The 21,729-nt window shown below is 57.9% G+C and carries 27 protein-coding genes; 16 read left to right on the top strand and 11 right to left on the bottom strand.

Annotated elements, in window-relative coordinates:
• Positions 1-37: 37 nt before the first annotated feature.
• From MLC70_RS05655 to radD, 4 genes are all read left to right on the top strand, one after another.
• A complete protein-coding gene (locus tag MLC70_RS05655) occupies positions 38-1,090 on the top strand; it encodes a nuclease-related domain-containing protein (protein WP_248182114.1) in 1,053 nt (350 codons plus the stop codon).
• Positions 1,087-1,728, top strand: a complete 642-nt coding sequence (locus MLC70_RS05650; RefSeq protein WP_248182113.1) for a DUF1294 domain-containing protein — start codon at positions 1,087-1,089, stop codon at positions 1,726-1,728. The genes MLC70_RS05655 and MLC70_RS05650 overlap by 4 nt, the downstream gene beginning before the upstream one ends.
• A 95-nt stretch (positions 1,729-1,823) precedes the next feature.
• Entirely contained in the window at positions 1,824-2,303 is a 480-nt protein-coding gene (locus MLC70_RS05645; protein WP_248182112.1) for an FKBP-type peptidyl-prolyl cis-trans isomerase, read from the top strand.
• 18 nt (positions 2,304-2,321) lie between these two features.
• Positions 2,322-4,091, top strand: coding sequence for a DNA repair helicase RadD (gene radD, locus MLC70_RS05640; protein WP_248182111.1), 1,770 nt, complete (start codon positions 2,322-2,324; stop codon positions 4,089-4,091).
• A 484-nt stretch (positions 4,092-4,575) separates the two neighbouring features.
• Here the strand turns inward: radD and MLC70_RS05635 are convergent, their stop codons facing one another.
• On the bottom strand, positions 4,576-4,779 hold the full coding sequence (locus tag MLC70_RS05635) for a hypothetical protein (protein WP_248182110.1): 204 nt from the start codon (positions 4,777-4,779) through the stop codon (positions 4,576-4,578).
• 180 nt (positions 4,780-4,959) lie between these two features.
• Between MLC70_RS05635 and MLC70_RS05630 the strand changes: the two genes are divergently transcribed.
• Positions 4,960-5,628 (top strand): HAD-IA family hydrolase, encoded by a 669-nt coding sequence (locus MLC70_RS05630; protein WP_248182109.1) that lies wholly within the window; start codon positions 4,960-4,962, stop codon positions 5,626-5,628.
• 213 nt (positions 5,629-5,841) lie between these two features.
• Positions 5,842-6,735: a DUF4124 domain-containing protein gene (locus MLC70_RS05625; RefSeq protein WP_248182108.1), complete on the top strand. Its 894-nt coding sequence runs from the start codon at positions 5,842-5,844 to the stop codon at positions 6,733-6,735.
• Here the strand turns inward: MLC70_RS05625 and MLC70_RS05620 are convergent.
• Both MLC70_RS05620 and MLC70_RS05615 read right to left on the bottom strand, forming a co-directional pair.
• The gene (locus MLC70_RS05620; RefSeq protein WP_248182107.1) at positions 6,730-7,731 is read right to left on the bottom strand and encodes an MBL fold metallo-hydrolase; all 1,002 of its coding nucleotides are present in this window, start codon (positions 7,729-7,731) and stop codon (positions 6,730-6,732) included. The two genes, MLC70_RS05625 and MLC70_RS05620, sit on opposite strands and share 6 nt — an antisense overlap.
• 36 nt (positions 7,732-7,767) lie before the next feature.
• On the bottom strand, positions 7,768-8,265 hold the full coding sequence (locus tag MLC70_RS05615) for a DUF2780 domain-containing protein (RefSeq protein WP_248182106.1): 498 nt from the start codon (positions 8,263-8,265) through the stop codon (positions 7,768-7,770).
• A gap of 148 nt (positions 8,266-8,413) precedes the next feature.
• Here MLC70_RS05615 and trxC point away from each other — a divergent pair, with 148 nt between their 5' ends.
• Entirely contained in the window at positions 8,414-8,854 is a 441-nt protein-coding gene (gene trxC / locus MLC70_RS05610; protein WP_248182105.1) for a thioredoxin TrxC, read from the top strand.
• Here trxC and MLC70_RS05605 read toward each other — a convergent pair.
• Complete coding sequence (locus MLC70_RS05605) at positions 8,820-9,440, bottom strand: DUF938 domain-containing protein (protein ID WP_248182104.1); 621 nt, start codon at positions 9,438-9,440, stop codon at positions 8,820-8,822. The two genes, trxC and MLC70_RS05605, sit on opposite strands and share 35 nt — an antisense overlap.
• Positions 9,441-9,526: 86 nt before the next feature.
• On the opposite strand from MLC70_RS05605, the gene MLC70_RS05600 reads away from it, so the two are divergent.
• Positions 9,527-9,994, top strand: coding sequence for a hypothetical protein (locus MLC70_RS05600; protein ID WP_248182103.1), 468 nt, complete (start codon positions 9,527-9,529; stop codon positions 9,992-9,994).
• A gap of 128 nt (positions 9,995-10,122) precedes the next feature.
• On the opposite strand, the gene MLC70_RS05595 is transcribed toward MLC70_RS05600, so the two are convergent.
• Both MLC70_RS05595 and MLC70_RS05590 read right to left on the bottom strand, forming a co-directional pair.
• The gene (locus MLC70_RS05595) at positions 10,123-10,314 is read right to left on the bottom strand and encodes a CsbD family protein (RefSeq protein WP_248182102.1); all 192 of its coding nucleotides are present in this window, start codon (positions 10,312-10,314) and stop codon (positions 10,123-10,125) included.
• A 170-nt stretch (positions 10,315-10,484) separates the two neighbouring features.
• On the bottom strand, positions 10,485-11,447 hold the full coding sequence (locus tag MLC70_RS05590; RefSeq protein WP_248182101.1) for a DUF6635 family protein: 963 nt from the start codon (positions 11,445-11,447) through the stop codon (positions 10,485-10,487).
• A gap of 152 nt (positions 11,448-11,599) precedes the next feature.
• Here MLC70_RS05590 and MLC70_RS05585 point away from each other — a divergent pair, with 152 nt between their 5' ends.
• Positions 11,600-11,761, top strand: coding sequence for a hypothetical protein (locus MLC70_RS05585; protein ID WP_248182100.1), 162 nt, complete (start codon positions 11,600-11,602; stop codon positions 11,759-11,761).
• Between the two features lie 209 nt (positions 11,762-11,970).
• Positions 11,971-12,405, top strand: coding sequence for a DUF4399 domain-containing protein (locus tag MLC70_RS05580; protein WP_248182099.1), 435 nt, complete (start codon positions 11,971-11,973; stop codon positions 12,403-12,405).
• Here MLC70_RS05580 and MLC70_RS05575 read toward each other — a convergent pair.
• Positions 12,392-12,985, bottom strand: a complete 594-nt coding sequence (locus MLC70_RS05575) for an NUDIX hydrolase (RefSeq protein WP_248182098.1) — start codon at positions 12,983-12,985, stop codon at positions 12,392-12,394. The genes MLC70_RS05580 and MLC70_RS05575 overlap by 14 nt on opposite strands.
• 118 nt (positions 12,986-13,103) lie before the next feature.
• Here MLC70_RS05575 and MLC70_RS05570 point away from each other — a divergent pair, with 118 nt between their 5' ends.
• Positions 13,104-13,685, top strand: coding sequence for a nucleoside deaminase (locus MLC70_RS05570; RefSeq protein ID WP_248182097.1), 582 nt, complete (start codon positions 13,104-13,106; stop codon positions 13,683-13,685).
• A 10-nt stretch (positions 13,686-13,695) separates the two neighbouring features.
• On the opposite strand, the gene MLC70_RS05565 is transcribed toward MLC70_RS05570, so the two are convergent.
• The gene (locus MLC70_RS05565) at positions 13,696-14,364 is read right to left on the bottom strand and encodes a glutathione S-transferase family protein (protein ID WP_248182096.1); all 669 of its coding nucleotides are present in this window, start codon (positions 14,362-14,364) and stop codon (positions 13,696-13,698) included.
• Positions 14,365-14,578: 214 nt separating this feature from the next.
• Here MLC70_RS05565 and MLC70_RS05560 point away from each other — a divergent pair, with 214 nt between their 5' ends.
• Together MLC70_RS05560 and MLC70_RS05555 are read left to right on the top strand one after the other, a co-directional pair.
• Positions 14,579-15,274: a vWA domain-containing protein gene (locus MLC70_RS05560; RefSeq protein WP_248182095.1), complete on the top strand. Its 696-nt coding sequence runs from the start codon at positions 14,579-14,581 to the stop codon at positions 15,272-15,274.
• Between the two features lie 68 nt (positions 15,275-15,342).
• On the top strand, positions 15,343-16,065 hold the full coding sequence (locus tag MLC70_RS05555) for a J domain-containing protein (protein WP_248182094.1): 723 nt from the start codon (positions 15,343-15,345) through the stop codon (positions 16,063-16,065).
• Between the two features lie 24 nt (positions 16,066-16,089).
• Here the strand turns inward: MLC70_RS05555 and MLC70_RS05550 are convergent, their stop codons facing one another.
• Positions 16,090-16,470 carry a 3D domain-containing protein gene (locus tag MLC70_RS05550; RefSeq protein ID WP_248182093.1) on the bottom strand — a complete coding sequence of 127 codons (381 nt, stop codon included), beginning with the start codon at positions 16,468-16,470 and terminating at the stop codon, positions 16,090-16,092.
• A 184-nt stretch (positions 16,471-16,654) separates the two neighbouring features.
• On the opposite strand from MLC70_RS05550, the gene ybiA reads away from it, so the two are divergent.
• Positions 16,655-17,131 carry a riboflavin biosynthesis intermediates N-glycosidase gene (gene ybiA, locus MLC70_RS05545; RefSeq protein WP_248182092.1) on the top strand — a complete coding sequence of 159 codons (477 nt, stop codon included), beginning with the start codon at positions 16,655-16,657 and terminating at the stop codon, positions 17,129-17,131.
• A 40-nt stretch (positions 17,132-17,171) separates the two neighbouring features.
• Here the strand turns inward: ybiA and MLC70_RS05540 are convergent, their stop codons facing one another.
• A complete protein-coding gene (locus MLC70_RS05540; protein WP_248182091.1) occupies positions 17,172-18,113 on the bottom strand; it encodes a sensor domain-containing diguanylate cyclase in 942 nt (313 codons plus the stop codon).
• Positions 18,114-18,336: 223 nt separating this feature from the next.
• Between MLC70_RS05540 and MLC70_RS05535 the strand changes: the two genes are divergently transcribed.
• Positions 18,337-18,681: a PBPRA1643 family SWIM/SEC-C metal-binding motif protein gene (locus tag MLC70_RS05535; RefSeq protein ID WP_248182090.1), complete on the top strand. Its 345-nt coding sequence runs from the start codon at positions 18,337-18,339 to the stop codon at positions 18,679-18,681.
• 46 nt (positions 18,682-18,727) lie between these two features.
• Positions 18,728-19,159: a DUF3010 family protein gene (locus MLC70_RS05530; RefSeq protein ID WP_248182389.1), complete on the top strand. Its 432-nt coding sequence runs from the start codon at positions 18,728-18,730 to the stop codon at positions 19,157-19,159.
• A gap of 5 nt (positions 19,160-19,164) precedes the next feature.
• Here MLC70_RS05530 and MLC70_RS05525 read toward each other — a convergent pair whose 3' ends face one another.
• A complete protein-coding gene (locus MLC70_RS05525) occupies positions 19,165-21,729 on the bottom strand; it encodes an EAL domain-containing protein (RefSeq protein ID WP_248182089.1) in 2,565 nt (854 codons plus the stop codon).

The raw sequence follows: 21,729 nt of genomic DNA, 5'->3' as shown, positions 1-21,729 counted from the left end.
GCCTGATTGACGGAAGCAAAACAAGGACGTCCGTAAAATGGATTTCAGCCCGGCTTTTCAGCCACTGATTGCTGCACTTTGGTACCTGATCCCCCTTCTGATCGTCAGTGGGCTGATCAAGTCATCTTGGTTCAGGGGCAAGTTCGGGGAGTTCATTGTCAACTTCTCCGCTCGGTGTTTCCTTGATAAATCCCGCTACCATCTCATTAAGAACGTGACTCTCCCCACGGAAGACGGCACCACACAGATCGACCATGTTCTGGTGTCGGAATTCGGAGTTTTCGTTGTCGAAACCAAGAATATGAAAGGGTGGATTTTCGGTGGCCCTCATCAGCGCTTCTGGACCCAGAAGATTTACCGTTCCAACCACAAATTCCAGAATCCGCTACACCAGAACTACAAGCACGTAAAAACACTTCAAACGCTGCTCGGACTGGGCGATCACCAAATGCACTCGGTAGTGGTTTTTGTGGGTGACAGTACGTTCAAAACGCCCATGCCGGATAATGTCACCAAAGGTCTGGGGTATGTTCGCTACATAAAGTCCCGCACGGAATTGATGCTGAGCCCGGAGCAAGTCGCGGACGTTCGGGAAAAGTTGGCAGCCGGTCGCCTCAAGGCATCATTCGCCACCGATCAGGCCCATGCGCGTCATGTGAGAGGTTTGGTGGCCGAGCGTTATGGTCATGCGCCCGGCCGCTCCAATAGAGGACTTCTCAAGCTGGCCGTTTATACGGTATTGCTGTTGGGGGTGGGTGCAATCGGCGTGAATGCCTTTTCAGATTTTGCTTCACAGGCTATGGCTATAGGCACGAAAAGAATGCCTGAACAGCGGGAGGAAAGCGCACCGCTGCCAACACCCCGTCAAACTGGAAGTGAGCCAAAAACTGATGCAAGAACCGTGGAGCCAGAGCCCTCCCCAAAACCCCGTGCTCAGCGTGCTCCTCAACCTCCCTCGGAGTTGTCTCTGGCCCGTCAGGACTGCAACTCCCTGATTGCTGCCGCGCTTGGCAATCGGGATCCGCGCCTTTTGAGAGACAGGGATAAGGCGTGTGCCCGGTACAACGCTCTGAAAGGAGAAGTGCATTGAACCAGAAAGGACTGCTCACCGCCTGGAATGACACCAAGGGGTTTGGTTTCATTACACCAGACGGCGGTGGTGAACGGGTGTTTGCCCATATCAGCAGTTACGCGGGCCGTGGCCGGCCGGTTTCCGATCGCAAGGTGACGTACAGCCTCATGAAGGATAAACAGGGCCGGCCAAGGGCAGGGCGGTTCCAGTATGCCGGGGTGGCGAGAGTTGGTGCCAGTGTCGCTTCAGGCGTCTGGATGGCCGCTGTCTTCGTGCTGGTGTTCTTTGCCATTCAGGCTGGCCTGTTCCATCAAGGCTATCTGCCGGTCTCGATCCTGGCGGTCTACGGCGCAGTCAGTTTGGTGTTGTTTGTGATGTACTGGATCGATAAACGGGCGGCGCAGCGAAGTGCCCAACGCACCGCTGAGAACACGCTGCACCTTTTCGAGCTTTGCTGTGGCTGGCCCAGTGCGCTTCTGGCCCAGCAGGTTTTTCGGCACAAAACGCGGAAGGGCAGCTATCAGTTCGTTTTCTGGCTGGCGGTTCTGTCCAATGTGGGTGCTCTGGGTTGGCTGCTTATGGCGCCGGAGGCGAGCGCTTTGCGGCAGCAATTGGGCTTTGATCTGTCGAGGTCTTTGCAGCCGCTTGTCTGGTAGCTGGCTGAAAATCGCGGAGGTTCTGGTTTTCTATCCCTGAAGTCTGCGTCGCTACTGGCTATAATGGCGCACTTTGAACCATCGCAGAGAACCTTATGCCAATCGAAAAAAACCAGGTGGTCCTGTTTCATTACAGCGTTCGTGATGAGCAGGGCAAGGAAGTGGAAAACTCCCGTGGTGGCGAGCCGAACGCCTATTTGCACGGCCACGGCGGCATTATCCAGGGGCTGGAAGACGCCCTCGAAGGTCGCGAAGCCGGCGATACGTTCAGCGTTACCGTCACGCCGGAAAAAGCCTATGGTCCGCGCAAAGGCGATGCGGTGCAGCGCGTGCCGGTCAAGCATTTGATGGGCGCCAAACGCTGGAAGCCGGGCATGGTCGCCCAGGTGCAAACCGAGCAGGGCCCGCGCCATGTGGTGGTCACCAAGGTCGGCCTCAAGTTTGCGGATGTCGACACCAACCATCCGATGGCGGGTAAAACCCTGACCTTCGATATTGAAGTCATCGAAGTGCGGGACGCCGATGCGGAAGAGATTGCTCACGGCCACGCCCATGGGCCGGGTGGGCATCATTGATCGATTAAACCCTGCAACATGACGGCGCCTTTCACGCTGCGGCCTTACCAGCAGGAAGCGGTTGAGGCCACGCTGAACCATTTCCGCCAGTCCGATGAATCTGCGGTCATCGTGCTGCCCACCGGTGCGGGTAAAAGTCTGGTTATTGCCGAGCTGGCCCGCCTCGCCCGGCGCAGGATTCTGGTGCTGACTCACGTCAAAGAGCTGGTGGAGCAGAACCACGCCAAATACCAGAGCTATGGGTTGACCGGCGGCATCTTCGCCGCCGGACTGAAGCGCAAGGAAAGCCGGCACCAGGTAACCTTTGCCAGTGTGCAGTCGGTATCGGCCAATCTGGATCAGTTCCGGGATGAATACTCGCTGGTGATCATCGATGAGTGCCATCGGGTCAGTGGTGAGGACACCAGCCAGTATCAGCGAATCATCGAGCTGCTGCGGCGGCAGAATGATTCCCTCAAGGTGCTGGGGCTGACCGCCACACCCTATCGACTGGCCATGGGCTGGATCTATCGCTATCACTATCGGGGCTTTGTTCGAAGTGAAGAGGACAAGCCCTTTCAGCACTGCATTTTTGAGCTGCCGCTGAGCTACATGATCAATCGCGGGTATCTCACCCGGCCTGAGTTGGTGAACGCTGCGGTGGCGCAATACGATTTCTCCGCACTGGCGCAGGACCGCTTTGGCGAATACACCGAGAGAGACGTCAACCAGCTGCTGGGCAAACACCAGCGGGTGACCCGAGCCATCATTGAGCAGGTGATGGAGCTGGCGGCTGAGCGCAAGGGGGTGATGATCTTTGCGGCCACGGTGGACCATGCGCGGGAAATCACCGGTTATCTGCCGGAAGACGAAACCGCTCTGGTGACCGGCGCGACCGATCTGAAGGATCGGGACTCGCTGATACGGCGTTTCAAACAACGGCAGTTGAAGTATCTGGTGAATGTGTCTGTGCTCACCACAGGCTTCGATGCGCCCCATGTGGACTTTATCGCCATTCTTCGGCCTACCCAGTCGGTCAGCCTGTATCAGCAGATTGTCGGCCGCGGTCTTCGCCTGGACGAAGGCAAGCCGGATTGCCTGGTGATTGATTACGCGGGCAACCCTATGAACCTGCATCACCCGGAGGTAGGGGAGCCGAAACCCAACCCGGACAGTGAGCCGGTGCAGGTGTTCTGCCCGGGCTGTGGGTTTGCCAATATCTTCTGGGGCAAAACCGACGATGACGGCCATGTGATCGAGCATTACGGGCGTCGATGTCAGGGGCTGATTGAGACTGCAGATGCCGAAAATCCTGCCGTGCAGAACGGGCGGCCGCAACAGTGCGATTACCGTTTCCGGTTCAAGGAGTGCCCCCACTGCGGTGGCGAGAACGATATTGCCGCCCGCAACTGCCACCAGTGCCGCAACGCCATCATCGACCCGGATGATCAGCTACGGGACGCACTGAAACTCAAGAATGCCATGGTGATCCGCTGCGCCGGGATTGCGTTAACGGTGGATGGCCGCAAGCTGAGGATCACCTATCACGGTGAAGATGGGGAGGAACTCCGCGAGTCGTTTGATTTCAGCAAGCCGGCGCAGCGTCATGTGTTTAACAAGCTGTTCGGGCGTCGTTTCGCGAACGGCCGGGCCCCGCAAACGTTCAGCAGGGTGGATGAGGTGCTGGAAAACCAGGCCCTGTTGCCGGCCCCGGATTTCGTGATTGCCCGCAAGCAGAAGCATTTCTGGCAGGTGCAGGAACGGGTGTTTGATTACCAGGGCAGTTATCGTAAGGCGAACGAAGCCTGAGGTCTTGAGCTTTCAAAGCGGTCTGCCCGCGAGCGGTGCAGACCGCCTGTGTAGTTGCACCACGTTAACCGGGGGTTAGCGCAAAGCTCAACAACCAGCGATTCCCGCGTTCAATTGTTGACACGCGGTGCTCGTAAAGATCCGGGCGAAAGAGATATAGCCTCCCGAAGAGATTAAACATAGTCTTCTCACAGATGAATTCGCCTCCGGCCCCGGGCTTGGCGAGAACCCAGTTAAGTTTGTACAGCGGGCCTTCGGAGACCATGTCGACGTGGCGTCCTACGCTGTGGCCCTCGGGATATCGCACAAGGTATATGTTCAGGCATTTGGAATGGAAGAGAACCCTGGTTTTCACTTTTTCAGGCATTGGAGGTGCGCTCACTATTTCGCCGTGTGGGAGACTCCGATATGAGTTTGTACGGTCGGACGGGTGGCCGTCAAAGGGTCTGACATGTCTTTCTGCCCGCGGCTCTCCCGATCTCTTCTAAATCTCTATAAACCGTGGGGCCAGTATCAGCCCGACACCCACCGCCAACAGTTCCCAGGTGCTGCTCGCAAGGTATGGGTACAGAATCATCGCTATGCCGCAGTAACGGGTGACGATGTTCTGCGTGCGCCGCCCGTGCATGAAGTACCCGAAACCGACACAGCCGAAGAGCAGTGCCAGGAAGATATCTGTAGTTTCCATAAGCCGAGGTCCCCCTGCCTTTCAGATTCGTGACATAGGTAGATTCGGCGAGCCGGTCATCATGTCTACCCTGCGTCAGTATCATTCAATAAAAAGTTAACAAGAAAAAGGTAGGGACAGCATACTGCGATAACCTGAGCTACACTTTTTTAAATCAACAACGGCATAGGGAGGCTCGTCATGGCTGGCCCACCGAACGTCGTTTTATTTGATGTCCTTGAGACATTGATTGATCTGCATCCACTGGCAACCCGGCTGGAAGAGGTTGGCCAGCCAGCGATACTCCTGGAGCCCTGGTTCCTGCGCTTTCAACGTGACGCCATGGCACTGACCCTCGCCGGTGATACGGCACCCTTCGATGCCGTTGCACGGGAATCACTCCGCACGGAAACAAAATATATGCTCAGTGAGCGTGATATTGAGTATGTCGTTGACGGCTTCTCTACGCTGCCCACTTTCGACGACGCCGCGCCAGCACTGAAGAAAATCTCGGAGGCGGGGGTGATCGTTGGCTGCCTGACTGTTAACAGCCCTGACAAAACACGCCGCTTTCTTGAGGGGGCAGGGCTTGCCGGATTTGTTGATCACGTAGTTACTGCGCAGGATGCGGGTGTCTGGAAGCCTCATCCGGACATTTACCGTTTCGCCGCCAAACGTCTGGATACGCCTATCGATCGCCTGGCACTGGTTGCCGTGCATGCCTGGGATTGCCATGGCGCGAAACGGGCCGGTGCACTGTCGGGTTGGTGTGCACGCCTTGAGTGCAGGCCCGGAGATGTCTTTCTACCCGCCGACGTCACTGGCGAGACACTTGTTGAGGTGGTCGACAAACTGATGTCTCTACACTAGTCAGCCAGGCGTCGCTAGTGAGCCGTGGCGGGATCAGCGTTATCGTCTGCCGGTTTGATCAATTCAGTCTGCGGTGGTTTGTATTGGCAGGGCGAGTCTTTCACTGTACCTTTTCGCTACTGGTCATCACTATTCCATGTCTTGGTTGGGTAACGCGCAGTGTTTAAAAGGTCAGGGAAAGCCGTCAGTCCAGCCCTTGTGTTTTCGATTCTCATGATCGTTGCGAACTCTGGCAGCGCAAAGATTTATAAATGGGTAGATGAGAACGGGAAGGTTCACTTCAGCGACCGACAGGATCATCGCGTTGAGCAGGAAGTGGTCAACGTGAGGCCAACGGCATCGGACTGGTCGCGTTTTGATATTAAAGTTGAAACGGTGGACGTCGAGCTGAGTGACGAAGAAAACCAGAACATTGTTGACGGTGTAAATAATGTTTATGAGTTTTTCGACCGCGTGATGTCTTTTGATATGTACCGGACGGTGCCGGTCAATATATTGATTTTGAAAGATCACACCGTTTACCGGAACTACCTGGTTCGCAATGACAGAGGCCTGGGCGTGGCGTCTTACGGTCTGTATATCCCCTCTGAGCATCAAATCGTCGTTTACATGCAGGAAGACCGAGGCCTGACTTTCAGGACGATCAAGCATGAGGTGAGTCACGCGGTTGTTGATACCATCGTTCCCTATGCGCCTGCCTGGCTCAATGAGGGGCTTGCCGAGCAGATGGAGATGCTGGAGCGTGACGAATCGGGGTTGTATTTTGAACCGCACCCGGTCAATCGTTGGGTCGTCGCTCAAGCCCTTGATCAGGACCGTTTAACAGACATCGACGAATTCTTGAAACTGTCCAGTAACAAGTGGCGGCATTCCGAGATGGCAGGGCACGGAAGCCTGCGAGCGCAGTCCGGCGAGTTTGTCTTTTTTCTTCTGTCCAAACCGACCCGGCGAAACTTTTTGGTGCGGTTGATGCACAACTTCAACCGGGGTGATCGCACGCTCTCCTATTATCTGGTGGATGATAATTACCTTGGTGGCCTGACCATGCTGGGTTCGGACTGGCGGCGTTGGCTGCACGCTCAGGGTAAAGGGCTCATCAGGCTATAGTCTGGCGCGCGGCGACCACACCTCCCCGTGCTGCATCACCCGAAATGCCGACTCATTCAAGCCCTGCCTTTCCAGCGCCAGCCGCAGTCGCCGCGGTGGCTCGTCCATGGGTTCATCGGTGAGCACGAATGTGCCCCAGTGCATGGCGACCGACTGGCGGGCGCCAATGTCCTGGTGAATCCGCACTGCTTCCTCTGGCGCCACGTGCACCGGGGCCATGAACCAGCGCGGGTCATAGGCACCGATGGGGAGCAGCGCCAGGTCAATGGGCGCAAACAGCTCGCCGATGTGGCGAAACACCCTGCCATAACCGGTATCACCACCGAAATAGAGCCGAAAGCCGTCCATCTCCAGAAGCCAGCTACACCAGAGCGAGGCGTTGGTGTCGGTGGGTGTTCGTCCACTGAAGTGCTGAGCCGGCAGGCAGAACACCTCGCTGTTGCCGGTCAGCGGCGCGGATTGCCACCAGTCCAGCTCCACCAGGTTATGAATGCCACGCTTTTCGAACCAGCGGCGCAGCCCCATGGGAATGCAAAAGCGCAGGTCAGACCCGAACCGTCGGTGCAACTGGCGCACCGTTGCCTCGTCGAGATGGTCGTAGTGATTGTGGGAAATCAGTACCAGGTCGATCGGCGGCATGTCCGCCACCGTCAGGGCGGGTGGCGTGAAGCGCCTCGGCCCGATTAACCGGAAGGGGCTGGCACGGTCCGACAACACCGGGTCGGTCAGCACGTTCAGGCCCTTGTGTTGAAACAGAAACGAGGCATGCCCCAGCCACGTCAGCTGGGGGGCCTCTGGCGGACTCATCAGCAGGTGGCCATCCGGGCGCAGCAGGGTATAGCGTTTACCCGGCGGAAAACGGCGGCCGGGCGCCAGTTGCCAGCGCAGGAAATCCCCCAGGCCATGCTGCTCTGTGCGTTCCAGGTTTCTGTATTTGCCCCGGTAAAAGTGGGGCTCGGCAGCAAGCGCTGCCAGGCGTTCACGGTCGATGGTCATGGGTTGGTCTCAACGCTGTTCTTGCGACTGCCCCAATCAGCCAGCAGGTGCCCAAAGACTTTGCAATTGGCCCAGTAACGACGAACCAACGCCCTGATCGCCCAGGAAGTCCATCACGATCGGTACAAACTGCTGGATCATGGCGCTGTCCATACCCAGCGCGGAGAAAGCCGATTGCACACTGTCCATGGACGAGACATTGGACAGCAGACTGCTGCTCAGGCTACCACCACCGCCCATCAGACTGGACAGGCCCGACGCTTTGTTGGTCAGGGTGCCGATAGAGTCTGGGCTGAGCTGATTTTTCGCCAGTTGCAATAGCGCAGAGGTACCGCCCATCGCCTGCGTTTTGGTAACACCTAGCTGATTCTGGAGCTGACCGACCAGTTGCTGCGTTTCACCAGTGACTTCCGTTGCCGAGGAGATCGCTTGTGTTCCGCTGGAAATAGTGTTGCTGAGGCTAAAGGCGTCAGCCGAGGGTGCTAATAGATAGATGCTGGAGACCAAAAGGAATTGCTTGAAAATAGCGTTCATTAAGACTTCCTGAAAGGTGTTCTAGTGGCAATTATCAGTATAGTTGGGGCAGTGGGTGCATAATAAAAGGGTGGGGAACCCGGGCGCTTGAATTCTCTCCATGTGCCCAGATTATTCTCTCCAACAGCGACTCAGAGACCGACTCACCATGACTGACACCCGACACCTCGTGTGCCCCCATTGCCACAAAGTGAATCGCGTGCCCGCGGACAAGCTGTCATCCGGCGGCAATTGCGGTGCCTGCAAGCAGCCGTTGTGGCCGGATCAGGTTCTGGAGCTGGGTGACCAGAGCTTTGCCGCCCATACCGCGCGCAGTGATGTGCCGGTGCTGGTGGATTTCTGGGCCAGCTGGTGTGGCCCCTGCAAGGTGATGGCGCCGCAGTTCGAGCAGGCGGCGAAAGCCTGGCGGGGCAAGGTGCGCTTTGCCAAGCTGAACACCGAACAGGCCCGCGGGCCGGCTGGCCAATTTGGTATTCGCAGCATCCCGACGCTGATCCTGTTTCAGAATGGCCGCGAGGTGGCCCGTCAGAGTGGTGCCATGAATCAGGCGCAGATCAGCCAGTGGCTCCAGTCGAACGGATTGGTTTGAACACCAGTAACCGGTTGTTTGCCGGCATGGCGTAATTCTCCGCCAGTGTAAGGCCCACCGTCCCCGCCAGCGCGCAGAGGTCCTCCAGATCCCTGATGCCCATGTGGGCGGCGCGGGCCCGCAGGTGCTGATCAAACTGTCGGTTGCTGTCACTGGAGAACCGGCCCTGGTGGTTGAACGGACCGTACAGGCAGAATGCACCGTTTTTTGACAGGCGTTCATCAATACCTCGAAACATCTGTTCCACTTCCGGCCACGACATGATGTGGGCAGTGTTGGCTGAGAAGGCCCAGGTAAAGGCCTCAACAGGCCATTGGGCCGAGCCGACGTCGAGGTCGATCACTGGCAGGATGTTGGGCAACGACGCCTGCGCCAGCCGGGGACGACAGGTTCCCGCCGCGTCGGGATGGTCGGTCGGTTGCCACTGTACGTGAGGCATGGCGGTGGCGAAATGCACGGCGTGCTGGCCGGTGCCGGTGCCCACTTCGAGAACGATGCCCGGGGTGTCGAAGATCTCACGGAGCTTCTCGAGGATCGGCGATTTGTTGTTCTCACAAGCTTGGGAAAAGGGCAGGTTGGTGACCATTACGTCATGTCTCCATGCGGAGAAGGCTTCCGATTGGTATCATCGTACATGGGACGTAAATGTTGATCCAGAAGAGGTACCCGGTTTTGATAACTCCGATGCGATTGCTGGCCAGTGCTCTGCTACTGGTCCTGATGATGCCACTGGCACAGGCCGCCAAAGATGACAGCGAAATGGCGGTGGAGTCCTTGCGCGAGCAAATGCAACAGCTCGATGAGGAGCTGGCGGATTTTAGCGCCGAACGTCGGGAACGGTTGATGACTGACATCAAGGACGTGCTCGGCGCCATTGATGACCGTATCGCGACCCTGGAAGACCGCCTGGAGACCGACTGGCAGGAGGCCGACAAGATCGCCCGCGCCCAGGCGCAGACTGCGCTGGCGTCCCTGCACCGGGAACGGGCCCGGATCACTGAATGGCACGAGCGCATGGAGGACAGCGCCGATTTCACCTGGGAGTCCATGAAGGAAGGCTTTAACGATGTCTTCGACAAACTCTCCGACGCTTTGCAGAACGCAGAGCAGAAGGTCGGCAAGGTTGTCGAGGACATTTGATCAGGGGGCCCAATCTCACTGGCTGCCGTCTTGGTGCGCCTGGTTGGTGAGGCGGGTTTCGGAGGGTCTGCTGGTTGCGACGCACCAGGGATACAAAAACGAAGCCGTATCCCTGGCTCCGGCAAGGTTTATTTAGTGAGTTTGTCCCACTCTTTCTCTGCCTCGTCTTTCTTGAGGCCGTACTTTTCCTGAATTTTGCCAATAAAGTGATCTTTGCGGCCCGCGATTTCCTCGACGTCGTCGTCGGTCAGCTTGCCCCAGTGTTCTCTTACTTTGCCTTTGAGCTGCTTCCAGTTACCTTCCAGAGTATCGTTGTTCATCTCGGTCATCCTTTTTCCGTGAATTTGAGTCGAACTGAATACCGCAATAGCAGCAAGTCATTTCGCTATTACGTAACTGCACCTCTCAACGTGCCACACAACGAGTTGTTCGACAATTACAGTTGGTTCAGGTGAAACGTTCCAGTGGGCTCTCCTGCGTTGTTCTTGCCCTACAAAAAACCTGATCGGACCATATCGAACGTATCCAGAATCCGCGCTACGAACTGATCCTTTGGCCGAAAGCTGTTTTGGGTGCTCAGTGTCACGTCTTGCTGAAGGTGATCCAGAAGTTTGTGCAGGCGCCGGCGATGCAGACCGATCGCCGCCTGAACGGGATCGAAAATCACACCGGATAAGGCCGCAAACGCTGCCAGGGCTGCCATCACCGCGACCATAACGCTGGCGGTTGTTGCCAGTGAAGGTTCCGGTGGGAATACGCTGTAGTACCATCCGCCGATAGTTTCGCCCAGGATAAAGTCTCTGGCAGCCAGCGTCTTCGCCACCATGGAGGCAAGCACCACTCCGAGCCCAATGCCGCCGGGGGTGAATTTCTGGAACGCGAACGCGCCAAGCACGGTGCAGCCAATACTGTTGGTGATATCGGCCGCGGCCGTTCGAGTCACCCGGTACTGGCTGAGGGTGTCTGCGATCAGAGGGTGTACCAGCTCGCTGAACTTCTGGTGGTCGATTGACTCGCAATTGTGGCGGTCATAGACGGCCTCCAGGGCCTCAACCAGGTAGCGCTCAATGAGCGGGCTCTCCTGACCATTGTTCAGCAACTCCACGAGGATCAGCTGCGAGATGTGATGCTGTACCCGGGTGGTGAACCCAGCCGGCACACGATCAGCCAGGCTGTGCAGCCATATGAGACCTGTTCGTCGTGGCAGCAGAATCTTCGTCAGGCAGGCCAGGGCATATATGGGTGCCCACAGCAGATTGATCGGTGCCCGCAACATGTCCCAACCCAACGCCCTGCGGTTGGTGGTGATGGCGCCGGGGTAATGGAAGTGGCGATCGATAAACGTCGGCACCCGTGCCCGACAGTCGTCGAAGTAGCGTCTGATGCCCTCGCGGACAGCATGCTCGATCTCGGCTTCGGAGATGGTTTGCTCGGGCGATGTGACAGTGCGCATAGTGAGGGAGCATCTGCAGGCAAATGGGTGTCTGCCGCATTAAACCGCAAAATGGACCGGTGCGGCCACATACTCCAGCAATGTTTCCCGGTTTCAGCTATACTGGCCAACTGTTGTTGGCGAGCAAGCCGGCATGCAACCAGGGGACTACCATGAGCAAGAAACCCGCAAAAGCGACGTTAACAACCGCCACGATCGAAGAGCAAACCGCAGCGTTTTTAAAGGCTGGAGGCGTTGTTGAGTACGTTGGCAAAGGTAAAAGTGGACAATTCGCCTCTACAGGTTCGAAGCAGATCAACCTGAAAAGCAATTGATGTAGCCGGTGCCCGGGGGCAGATAATGCCCCTGTTCTCACCGACCCACCGCTAAGCCTGAATCCCTTCTCTGAGCGCCAGCTCTCTCCCTTTCCAAACCCGCTGCTGCTGCCCATCTGCGCCCCGGCAAGCGACGATGCCAATATTCGGCAAGATCGTAAAATGTGTCCTACCCTTGTGGAACGGTTCCCTCACTCAAGGAAAGGGTCATGAATATGATCACCAACACACAACGTTTCTTCCTTTACTCCGTGCTGGCAGTTTCAATGGTTTCCGCTGCCCATGGCGCAACGCCCGCGCCTGACGGCGCAGCGGTGTATTTTGTTTCACCAATGGATGGGCAAACTGTCAGTTCGCCAGTAACGGTGAGGTTTGGTCTGGAGGGGCTGGGCGTGGCTCCGGCGGGTGTGGAGCGCGGTAGCACCGGCCATCATCACCTGCTTGTGGATGTCGACGATCTGCCCGCCATGAACCAGCCGGTGCCGGCGGATGACCGCCATATTCACTTTGGCGGTGGACAAACCCAGACCACCCTGGAATTGTCGCCCGGTGAGCATACACTGAAATTGCTGGTGGGAGACCACCTGCACGTACCCCATGAGCCGCCGGTGATGTCTGAGCAAATCACCATCACGGTGGAGTAATCGCGACGGCGCTTGCGCCCAGCACAAGCAGCTCCTGCAACATGCTGTAGCTCAGGCCCCAGATGCAGTAATCCTGGTAGCGGCAACAAGGCAGGCTCAGAGTGCCTACGGGCGTGCGCCAGGGCAGCCTGCTCTGGTTTTCTCGGGCGGCGAGGTAGTCCAGTGGAACCCACACTATTTGTTCCACTTCATGATTCAGCGTGACCGGCTGCGTGCCATGCCATTGATACACGTAGGGTGTGACGACCATGGGGCGCCAGCGGCTATGATGGCGGGTGATCAGGTCCGAGAGCCGGGCCTGAAAGCGGCCATGGCGCAGGAGATCGACGCCGGTTTCTTCGAGCGTTTCCCGCTCAGCGGCCGCACGGGGTGTGGCGTCTTCCGGTTGCATGCGCCCACCCGGAAAGCCCATGTCGCCGGACCAGGGGTCGCCTTGCCGGCGGGCCCGCTGGATAAACATCAATTCGACGCCGCCGTCATCCGCTTTGCGATAGATCAACGCCACTGAGGCTCGCGTCAGACGGCGCCGGAACGGCAGCTTTTGGGGGCGCAGGGTTCTGGCCCAGGAGTGGGTTATCACAGCGCGCTGTCCTTTGTTGTATGCTGATTGACAGTGGGCCACAGGGGCGGCTGATCCGCAACTGAACCACTGGCCGCCCATTCATTCATGATCCCATCAAGGATTCCGCCAGATCCCTATGAAACCGCTCCTGAATCAACAGTCCGAGGCAAACGAACAGGCCTTGACGGCCATTGCCCATATGCCAACCCGAAGCCTGCCCGTTCTTATGGGTGACGAATTCGCACAGGCGTTGACGGATGCAGACCGCATGCGCATCGCGGTGTTGCTGGCGCAGAAGAGCTACAACGAGGGCGGCTGCCCCATTGGTGCTGTGATTGTGGATAATGCCACCGGCAGGATTGTGGGTAAGGGGCACAACACGCTGGTTCAGGAGAACCATCCCTACAACCACGGCGAGACGTCTGCCATTCGTGACGCAGGCCGGCTTGATTTCAGCCAGACCACGCTCTACACCAGCCTTAGCCCCTGTGAGGTGTGCGCCACGCTGCTTGCAATGCGAGGATTCAGCCGCGTTGTGGTAGGTGATGTAACGAATGCCTCCGGCACCGAAGCGGCGTTGGAAGAGAGGGGCATTCGGGTGGATATTCTCGAGGATGCACGGGGTGTTGCGCTCTATGCCCGCTTTCGCTCTGAAAAACCCGAGCAGGATCTGGAGGATTGGCAGGGCGTCAGCGCCCTGCACAGGTCAAAAAACTGATGGTCGCCGTTCAGGCGAAATCGTATTTCCCGCCCTTTTCCAGCGCCTGTTGATACGCCGGCCGGGCGTGCACGCGTTGCACCCAGGCATTGATGTGGGGCCGGTGCTCGCCGACGATGCCCCGCGCCACGGACGCTTCCAGCGGAAAACTCATCTGGATATCCGCGGCGCTGAGGTTGTCTCCGAGAAACCAGGTGTTTTTCGTCAGGTGGGCTTCAACAAAGTCCAGGTGGGTTTTGATCATCGGGCCGATGAAGATCTCATTAGTTTTGTCTGAGATGCCTTTTGCCACAGGCTTTATGAAGAACGGCATCGGGCTGGTTTTGACCTTCTCGAAGACCAGGCGCATCACCAGCGGTGGCATCAGTGAGCCCTCGGCGTAATGCAACCAATAGGTGTAATCCAGCCACGCCTGGCCGCCACTCTCAGGCAGCATGGTGTCTTTGCCGTAGGTGTGGGCCAGGTATTCAACAATGGCGCCGGATTCAGCCACCACCAAGTCACCGTCCGTGATGACCGGCGATTTACCCAGCGGGTGGATCTTTTTGAGGCTTGCCGGTGCCAGCATGGTTTTGGGATCACGCTCGTAACGCTGGATCTTGTAAGGCACGCCCAGCTCTTCCAGCAGCCAGAGAACGCGTTGTGAGCGGGAATTGTTGAGGTGATGAACTGTAATCATGCAGAAACTCCGTTCGCATCGAAATAATGAGCAGGTTAGCAGTGTAGGCCGCAAATGGCGTTTTGGTTCACCGCCACCGTGATTTGCGTCGCTTTTCGGGATAGTTTATGCGGATTTGCTGTCGTTACCGGAGCCGTTTAAACCTGTGAATTGGGGTGTCTTTACCCTACGATTATACGATCAGTGTTGCAGCGCAGGCGGTTTCCAGAGTCTTATGTCCGATAAAGAGCTACGCCCCAGATCCGATAAGCAATCCATCGACGAGTTTATCCATCAGGTTCGCACGCTGCCGACGCACAGTGGCGGGCAGGGCCGGCTGATTTTCGCTCTGGACGCCACCGCCAGTCGTGAAGCCACCTGGGATCAGGCCTGTCATTTGCAAAGTGAACTGTTTATGGCGACTCGGGATCTGGGCGGCCTGGCCATTCAGCTTTGTTACTATCGGGGCTTTGGCGAGTTCAAGGCCACAGGTTTTGTGACGGAAACCGGTCAGTTGCTGACGCTGATGAACAGGGTGTCCTGCCTGGGTGGTCGCACCCAGATCAGCCGGGTGTTGGCCCACGCCGTCAAGGAGACCCGGGCCGAGGCGGTGAAAGCCGTGGTGTTTATTGGCGATTGTTGCGAGGAACCGGTGGACGATCTTTGCCACACAGCTGGCGAGCTGGGCATGCTGCGAACCCCGGTGTTCATGTTTCATGAGGGCAACGATGCCCATGCCCGGGCGGTGTTCAAACAGGTAAGCAAACTGTCGGGTGGCGCCTACGCACCCTTTGATCGCGCCAGCCCACAGGTTCTCAGGGATCTTATGGCGGCAGTGGCGGTCTATGCTTCCGGAGGCACCAAGGCGCTTGGGGATTTTTCCAGCCGCAGTTCCGAGGAAGTGAAGCGCCTGACCCGACAAATCCGGTAGCGCGTGCGGGTGGTTAAAAGCAGACAAACGTCAATTCATTGTTGGGCGGATCCGCCCGGGGTATCCGAGTGCCACTGACACTACTGGTGATTGGAGCGTCGATTGTTGCCTGGGCATGGCTGCGCAGCCAGCCGCCCGGTCAGCGCAAGCCGGCGGTTATCAAACTGGCGTTACTGGCGGGTATCGGACTGGTAGTTCTGCTGGCCCTGACCGGCCGTTTGCACTTCGTGTTTGCGTTGTTGGCGTTCCTGTATCCGCTGTTGCGTCGTGTGCTGCCTTCGCTGTTGACAGGGCGAGTTGGCGGTGCGGGCCATGGTGGCACGACAGCGAGTTCCGGGAATCAGTCCCAGGTGTCCAGCGACGTCCTCGCTATGACCCTGGATCATGATTCCGGCACCATGAGTGGCCGTGTCCTCAAGGGACCGATGGCGGGGCGAGAGCTGGCAGAGCTCAGCGAGAAGGAGTTTATCGAGCTGCTGCGCTATTGCCGGGAGCAGGATGAGGATTCAGGCCGGCTGCTGGAGACCTATCTGGACCGCCGGTTCGGGGATTCCTGGCGGGTGGATGACGAGCCTGAAGACCAGTGCGGCACTGACGGCGGTTCCACCAGTGCCGGTGGCCCGCTGACTGAGAGCGAGGCCCTCGACATCCTCGGGCTCGCACCCGGTGCCAGCCGCGAGGAGATCATTCAGGCTCACCGCCGGATGATGCAGAGAATGCATCCGGATCGTGGAGGCAGCAACTATCTTGCAGCGCGCGTCAATGAAGCCAAGGAGCGCCTGCTGGGCTGATTGTCCTGCATGGGCCGCGCCCTGCTATTCGGTTTCATTCCAGGAGATGGTGACGGTGCGTTTACCCCAGTCCCTCGCCGCTTTGACATCCACACCCATGTAGATGTCGATCTTGTCTTTCCAGCGTTTGTTCATCTTGTCCCGCACGATGTACGTACCCGACATGCCCTCGATAGTCACTTCGGTCCCATGAGTCAGTCCATCTTCGATCAGATCACGGGAAACGGCGATGGCTTTCATGCCCGGCTTGAGGGTGTCACCCCAGGCGGTCAGGGCCGGGTCGCCGGCCTTGGTCTGGCTGGTGACGGAGTTATAGGCGGTTGCGGTAACTTCCTGGGTTTGGCTATTTCCGCCGCTGCAGCCGATAAGAGTGGTGGCTGCCAGGGCGATGAACAAAGTGCGCATAACGAAACTTTCCTTTTATTTTCGATAACTGTACAGAAAAGGTACGTAAGAAAACCAGGAAAGATTCATCTGCGGAAAAGTCAGCGCGTTTCCGCTGCTGACGTGACCATTGGCTCAGGCTCAGTAATAATCCGTGTAGCTGAACACCAGCGCCACTTTATCTTCACTCCGAGGTTTTGTATCCATGTCTCTTTTTCCACCCAACAGCGGCGAGAACGATCTGTACATTTCACGGGCCGACCCCGACAATCCGCTGGGCACCCATGCGGCTTTCAGCTTTGAGCTGGAAGGCAAGGTCTGGCCCACGGTGGAACACTATTTTCAGGGCATGAAATTCACCGATGAAATCCGCCAGGAACAGGTGCGCATGGCAGCCACGCCCATGCAAGCAAGAAATCTGGGCCGTAAACGCCATAAAAGCCTGCGGCCGGACTGGAAGCGGGTGCGTGAAACCATCATGACGCGAGCCGTGTACACCCGCTGCTGTACGTACCCGCATTTGGCACAGGAACTTCTCGACACCGGCGACAGGAATATCGTTGAGAACAGCAACTTCGATTACTTCTGGGGCTGTGGCCGGGACCGTCGCGGCGACAACCGGTACGGTGAGGTGCTGATGAAGGTCAGGGGTAAACTGGCTGAAGAGCGCAAGGCTTCATGAACGGCATTGCGCGTTGGGGCTGCGGTTTCTGCAAGGACGCTCACGGAGAAGCAAGGGGTGTGGCCTCGTCATCCCGGGTGATTCTGACGCAGTTGCGGCCACTGGCCTTGCCTGCGTAGAGAGCGCTGTCCGCTTTGCGCATTAATGAATCGTGGGAGGTGTCGGATTTTGAAAACGAGGCAACGCCCACGGTAATGGTGGCGTGGAAAGACGTGTCTTCGTGCCTGAGCTCCATGGCCCCGGTGCGCTGACGAATGCGTTCAGCAAACGCCGCTGCCTCCTCCAGGGACGTATTGGGCAGAATGATGGCAAACTCTTCGCCGCCGATACGACACCCCACATCCGTTGGCCGCAATTCCCTCTGAATCATCTGTGCGACTTTGATCAGTACCATGTCGCCGCTGGCATGGCCGAACTGATCATTGATGGCCTTGAAGTGATCGAAATCGAACATGATTACGGAAGCGGGCAGGCCCGAGCGAACAAAACCGGCGTACTGGGCCTTTAGCTGGGTTTTGAAGTGTTTCCGGTTGTAGAAACCGGTCATTTCGTCCGTCAGGGATTCCAGCGTCAGCCGATCCTCCAGCGCCCTCTGATAGGTGACATCCCTGACCAGCGCCATGGCAGCCGGCGCCCCGTCCAGCGTGAGTTCGTTAATCATGATATCAACGGGCACCCCCGTGCCATCGGCGCGCAGTCCTGAGAAGCGTTTCTCTGCGCCCATGGGCCGGGCATGAGGTGTCTCGAAGTAGCCAGTCACGTTTCCGGCATGCCTTTTCCGATGGTGCGCCGGGATGATCATCTTGAGGTCAGAACCCATCATGGCGGCAATCTCGTGCCCGAACATCTCTGCGGCGCGGATGTTGGCCAGTACGATCTGGTGATTCGCGTTGACGATGACGACGGCATCGGGCAACGACTCGATGAACGGCAACAAAGCCTGAGAGGTCGCAACGAGCTTGTCGGTATTCTGATCGGCCATGGGCAGGAACAACTCAGCAGGGGATAGTGTGACTACATGTCCTTAATTATACGTGCTCGGGTGGCAAATGCCTTATGAATCTCCCTCGGGGCCCCTTTTGACTGAGGGAGTATCGCACGGTACCTATATCGTCAATTTCGGAAGCGTGTTAAAAGGTTCCGTCCAGTGACAGCCAGCCTGTGAATGTTTGACTGGTTACGCTCCCTACCTCCAGGATTTCGATATGTCAGACAAGTTTTTTTTCAAGGGCCGGCAGGATGCGCGCCAGCACCACACCGCTTACGGCGGTTTTGAGACCAATGCCAGCAAAAAAAGCGGCAGCAAGAAATTTCCGCTGACCCTGGTGGTCACCAGTGAGTCGCGCAAGCTGGAACTTGCGGCTGAGGTGGCCGAGGCCGGCCTGTATGCGAACATCGCCGTAGACACCCGCGAGGACGCTGTTGAATCCATTGCGGAACTGACTGCGATCCTGAACAAGGGGCCGACGGTCACGGTGGCGAAAGCCCCGAGTCGCAATGACCCATGCAGTTGCGGCAGCGGTCTGAAGTTCAAGAAGTGTTGTGGTTGAATGGGCGCAGGGTTCGTCCAGCCAGAAGATTGAAGCGAGCAAGGCCATGATTATTTGCGGAGTGGAACTGACCGGTAGCGATGCGGTGGTGTGCTTGCTGAAGCTCGACCGGGGGCAGTTCAGCCTGCCGGAATGCAAGGTGCGCAAGCTGTCGCTGAGCAAGAACCACACCCGGCAGGACCTGAAGCAGTTCCAGGCGGCGTTCGCCGCCTTGATGACCGAGCATGGGGTAACCGGAGTGGCGATCAAGGAGCGGATGCCCAAGGGCAAGTTTGCCGGGGGTGCCATCAGCTTCAAGCTGGAGGCGGCCATCCAACTGATCGACCAGCCCGGACTGGACGTCAGGCTGCTGCCACCGGCGCTGATCAAGTCCACGCTGGCCGCCCATCCCCTGCCGATTCCGTTTGCGGATACCGGGCTGAAGGTTTTCCAGGAGACTGCCTTTACCGCCGCCTACGTGGGGCACATGGCGAAATAGCCGTGTCAGCAGGGCGAGCCTTTCAGCGTCTTTGCCCAGTCGCAGAAGGTGTCCAGTGGCATTGGCCGGGCAAACAGGTATCCCTGCAACCGGTTGCAGCCAAGCTGGCTGAGTAACTCACGGGTGTTTTCGTCCTCCACGCCCTCGGCCACGGTTTCCAGCTTGATGCTGCGCGCCAGTTTCAGTGTGTTCTGGACGATGCCCAGATCATTCTGGTTGGAACACATCTGGCTGATGAAACAACGATCAATCTTCAGTTCATGGATGGGCAGGCGGCTCAGGTACGCCAACGACGAGTAACCCGTACCAAAATCATCCAGGGCGATCCGGCAGCCGCTGTTGGCAATTTTCAACAGCGACCCGATCACTGCCTCCATATTGTGCATCATGGCGGTTTCTGTCACTTCGAAGATCACCCGGTTCATGGGAATGTCATGCTCCCGGATGTCGGTCAGGGCGAAGGAGACAAAGTGGCTGTTGGTGAGATTCTGAACCGACAGGTTAATGCTGCAGGTGATGTCCACCTGGCGCTCATGCAGGGTCTGCATGGTTCTGCACGCCTGGGTCATGATGTGGCGTGACAGCAGGTCCATCAGGCCGGCATTCTCCGCAATCTCGATCACCTCCCGTGCGGAAACCGAACCAAAACGCGCGCTGTGCCAGCGCAGCAGGATTTCCGCGCCCACCAGCTTGTGACCACTGCTGCTCATTTGGGGTTGCAGGTGCAGCGTCAGTTCCCCGGCCTGTATCGCCGGGGGCAGGGCGGTCACCAGATCCAGGCGTCGCCGTGCGAAATCGGAGATCTCGTTGTTGTAGACCTGCACCGGAACCTTGCTCGACTCGCTGCGGTCGCGGGCCGCCGAGGCATGCTGGTACAGGATCTCGGTACTGTCACCATGCTCCGGGGCTATAGCTACGCCGCAGCACAGGTTCATGAACACCGGCAGCCTGACGGCATGAACCGAGATCTCGTGATTCCCCACCACCTGTTCGATGAACGGCTCCAGCGGGCCTTCAATGTGCGCCAGGTCTATCAGGAACGCTGCAGAACCGAATTCGGGAATGGCGAGGTAGGCGCGCTGCCGGCTTTCGAGGCAGATCACACCTTGCAGACCCGCCAGCGTATGGTTGAGCTTACTCATCAACTGGCAGAACATTTCCTCCGCCAACCGGTGGCCCATGCTGGAGGCAATGTCCTTGATCTGTGGGTAATGGACCAGTGTGAGCGCGACCCGCCTGTTCGCCCGCATCATGGTGTGTAGCTGCTGATTTAGCAGCGAGGCATTGGGCATCCGGGTGGTTGAGTCGTGCATGGCCTGTTCCATCGACAGCAATTCCAGATCCCGGACCTGGCGCTCGGCCATCTGTTGTTTGCGCAGGGCCGCCAGTTTGCGTGCCCGTTCTTCCTTGATGCGGTGGGCGAGCGCGAAGGAGAGCAACAGTACCTCGGCGACGGAGCCCACTTGCATGGCATGGTTGGTAATCAGGTTCACTGGTAACAGATCAAAAACATTCAGCAGGTACAGGGAAGCCCCCACGGCGAAGGTCGTCCAGGCCAACACGAAATAGCGGGCAATAGCGACGCCGGCCTTCAGGCCCGCCAGCCCCACGGCGATGAGCAGAAAAATCACCAGCGTGGCCAGCAGCCCTGCGAACAGCGCGCCGCGTGTGGGATCAACCCAGGTGTAGACCACCAGCAGGCCGGCAAGACCCGCCGAAACCTTCATGCTGCGATCCCAGCGAGGAGAAATGTCCTGCCATTTCATAAAGCTGCGTGCGAAAAGCAGGGCAAAAAGTGACACCAGAGCGGTGCTGAGGGGCAGGGCGTAACGGGTCAGCAGCGGGTGCCCGCCCCAGATCCACGCATTGCCAACCCCGGATATACACAGCATCACCAGGCTCATCGATACGATGTACAGCACGTAGTAGCCGTAGGCTGAATCCCGGAGGGACAAAAACAGGAACAGATTGTAGATCACCAGGGCGCACAGCACCCCGAAATAGGCGCCCCAGTATAGACTGCGGAGGGAAAACTGGGTCAGCAGGCGGTCCTCGCGCCAGAGTTCCAGTGGCACTTGCAATGACGTTGCGGACCGCGCTCGCAGCACCAGTTGCAATTCACCCTGCAGGTCGCGGGGTAAGGGCAGGGCGACCTGATAGCTACGGGGCTGTTGTCGCCGGGTTTCACTTTGTTCGCGACTGATGTGGTAGATGGGGAGTTGTTGCCGATCGCGCAGGATGTAGAGATCTACTTCCTCCAGCAGGGGATAGGGAATCACCAGGTACCACTGACGGTTCAGGGGTTCAGGGATGGTCAGGGATGCTCTGAGCCACACCGATTGATCGGTGAACCCCAGATTGAGCACGCTGTCGTCGTGCTTGGCTTGCCACTGTCCCCGTTGCAGTGCCTGACCCGGGGATTGCTCATCGCCGACAAAATAGTCTATGAGGTGATTCAGGCGGTAACGACCCGTGTCGCCCTGCACCGTCAGTGCCTGGCCACTGGCGGACAGGGCGAACAGAAGCAATATCACCAGCCATCCTGCTGCCCATTGGTTGCGATTCCTCAT

It is taken from the genome of Marinobacter goseongensis, assembly GCF_023156235.1.
Lineage (GTDB): Bacteria > Pseudomonadota > Gammaproteobacteria > Pseudomonadales > Oleiphilaceae > Marinobacter > Marinobacter goseongensis.
This window is presented reverse-complemented; position numbering and strand designations above follow the sequence as displayed.

Coding starts and splice junctions, on each gene's coding strand:
- trxC (WP_248182105.1), top strand. CDS start 8,414: ATGACTGACACCCGACACCTCGTGTGCCCCCATTGCCACAAAGTGAAT.
- ybiA (WP_248182092.1), top strand. CDS start 16,655: ATGTCTCTTTTTCCACCCAACAGCGGCGAGAACGATCTGTACATTTCA.
- MLC70_RS05540 (WP_248182091.1), bottom strand. CDS start 18,113: ATGGCCGATCAGAATACCGACAAGCTCGTTGCGACCTCTCAGGCTTTG.
- MLC70_RS05635 (WP_248182110.1), bottom strand. CDS start 4,779: ATGGAAACTACAGATATCTTCCTGGCACTGCTCTTCGGCTGTGTCGGT.
- MLC70_RS05630 (WP_248182109.1), top strand. CDS start 4,960: ATGGCTGGCCCACCGAACGTCGTTTTATTTGATGTCCTTGAGACATTG.
- MLC70_RS05535 (WP_248182090.1), top strand. CDS start 18,337: ATGTCAGACAAGTTTTTTTTCAAGGGCCGGCAGGATGCGCGCCAGCAC.
- MLC70_RS05550 (WP_248182093.1), bottom strand. CDS start 16,470: ATGCGCACTTTGTTCATCGCCCTGGCAGCCACCACTCTTATCGGCTGC.
- MLC70_RS05645 (WP_248182112.1), top strand. CDS start 1,824: ATGCCAATCGAAAAAAACCAGGTGGTCCTGTTTCATTACAGCGTTCGT.
- radD (WP_248182111.1), top strand. CDS start 2,322: ATGACGGCGCCTTTCACGCTGCGGCCTTACCAGCAGGAAGCGGTTGAG.
- MLC70_RS05590 (WP_248182101.1), bottom strand. CDS start 11,447: ATGCGCACTGTCACATCGCCCGAGCAAACCATCTCCGAAGCCGAGATC.
- MLC70_RS05620 (WP_248182107.1), bottom strand. CDS start 7,731: ATGACCATCGACCGTGAACGCCTGGCAGCGCTTGCTGCCGAGCCCCAC.
- MLC70_RS05595 (WP_248182102.1), bottom strand. CDS start 10,314: ATGAACAACGATACTCTGGAAGGTAACTGGAAGCAGCTCAAAGGCAAA.
- MLC70_RS05530 (WP_248182389.1), top strand. CDS start 18,728: ATGATTATTTGCGGAGTGGAACTGACCGGTAGCGATGCGGTGGTGTGC.
- MLC70_RS05560 (WP_248182095.1), top strand. CDS start 14,579: ATGTCCGATAAAGAGCTACGCCCCAGATCCGATAAGCAATCCATCGAC.
- MLC70_RS05570 (WP_248182097.1), top strand. CDS start 13,104: ATGAAACCGCTCCTGAATCAACAGTCCGAGGCAAACGAACAGGCCTTG.
- MLC70_RS05605 (WP_248182104.1), bottom strand. CDS start 9,440: ATGGTCACCAACCTGCCCTTTTCCCAAGCTTGTGAGAACAACAAATCG.
- MLC70_RS05625 (WP_248182108.1), top strand. CDS start 5,842: ATGATCGTTGCGAACTCTGGCAGCGCAAAGATTTATAAATGGGTAGAT.
- MLC70_RS05580 (WP_248182099.1), top strand. CDS start 11,971: ATGAATATGATCACCAACACACAACGTTTCTTCCTTTACTCCGTGCTG.
- MLC70_RS05525 (WP_248182089.1), bottom strand. CDS start 21,729: ATGAGGAATCGCAACCAATGGGCAGCAGGATGGCTGGTGATATTGCTT.
- MLC70_RS05585 (WP_248182100.1), top strand. CDS start 11,600: ATGAGCAAGAAACCCGCAAAAGCGACGTTAACAACCGCCACGATCGAA.
- MLC70_RS05655 (WP_248182114.1), top strand. CDS start 38: ATGGATTTCAGCCCGGCTTTTCAGCCACTGATTGCTGCACTTTGGTAC.
- MLC70_RS05615 (WP_248182106.1), bottom strand. CDS start 8,265: ATGAACGCTATTTTCAAGCAATTCCTTTTGGTCTCCAGCATCTATCTA.
- MLC70_RS05565 (WP_248182096.1), bottom strand. CDS start 14,364: ATGATTACAGTTCATCACCTCAACAATTCCCGCTCACAACGCGTTCTC.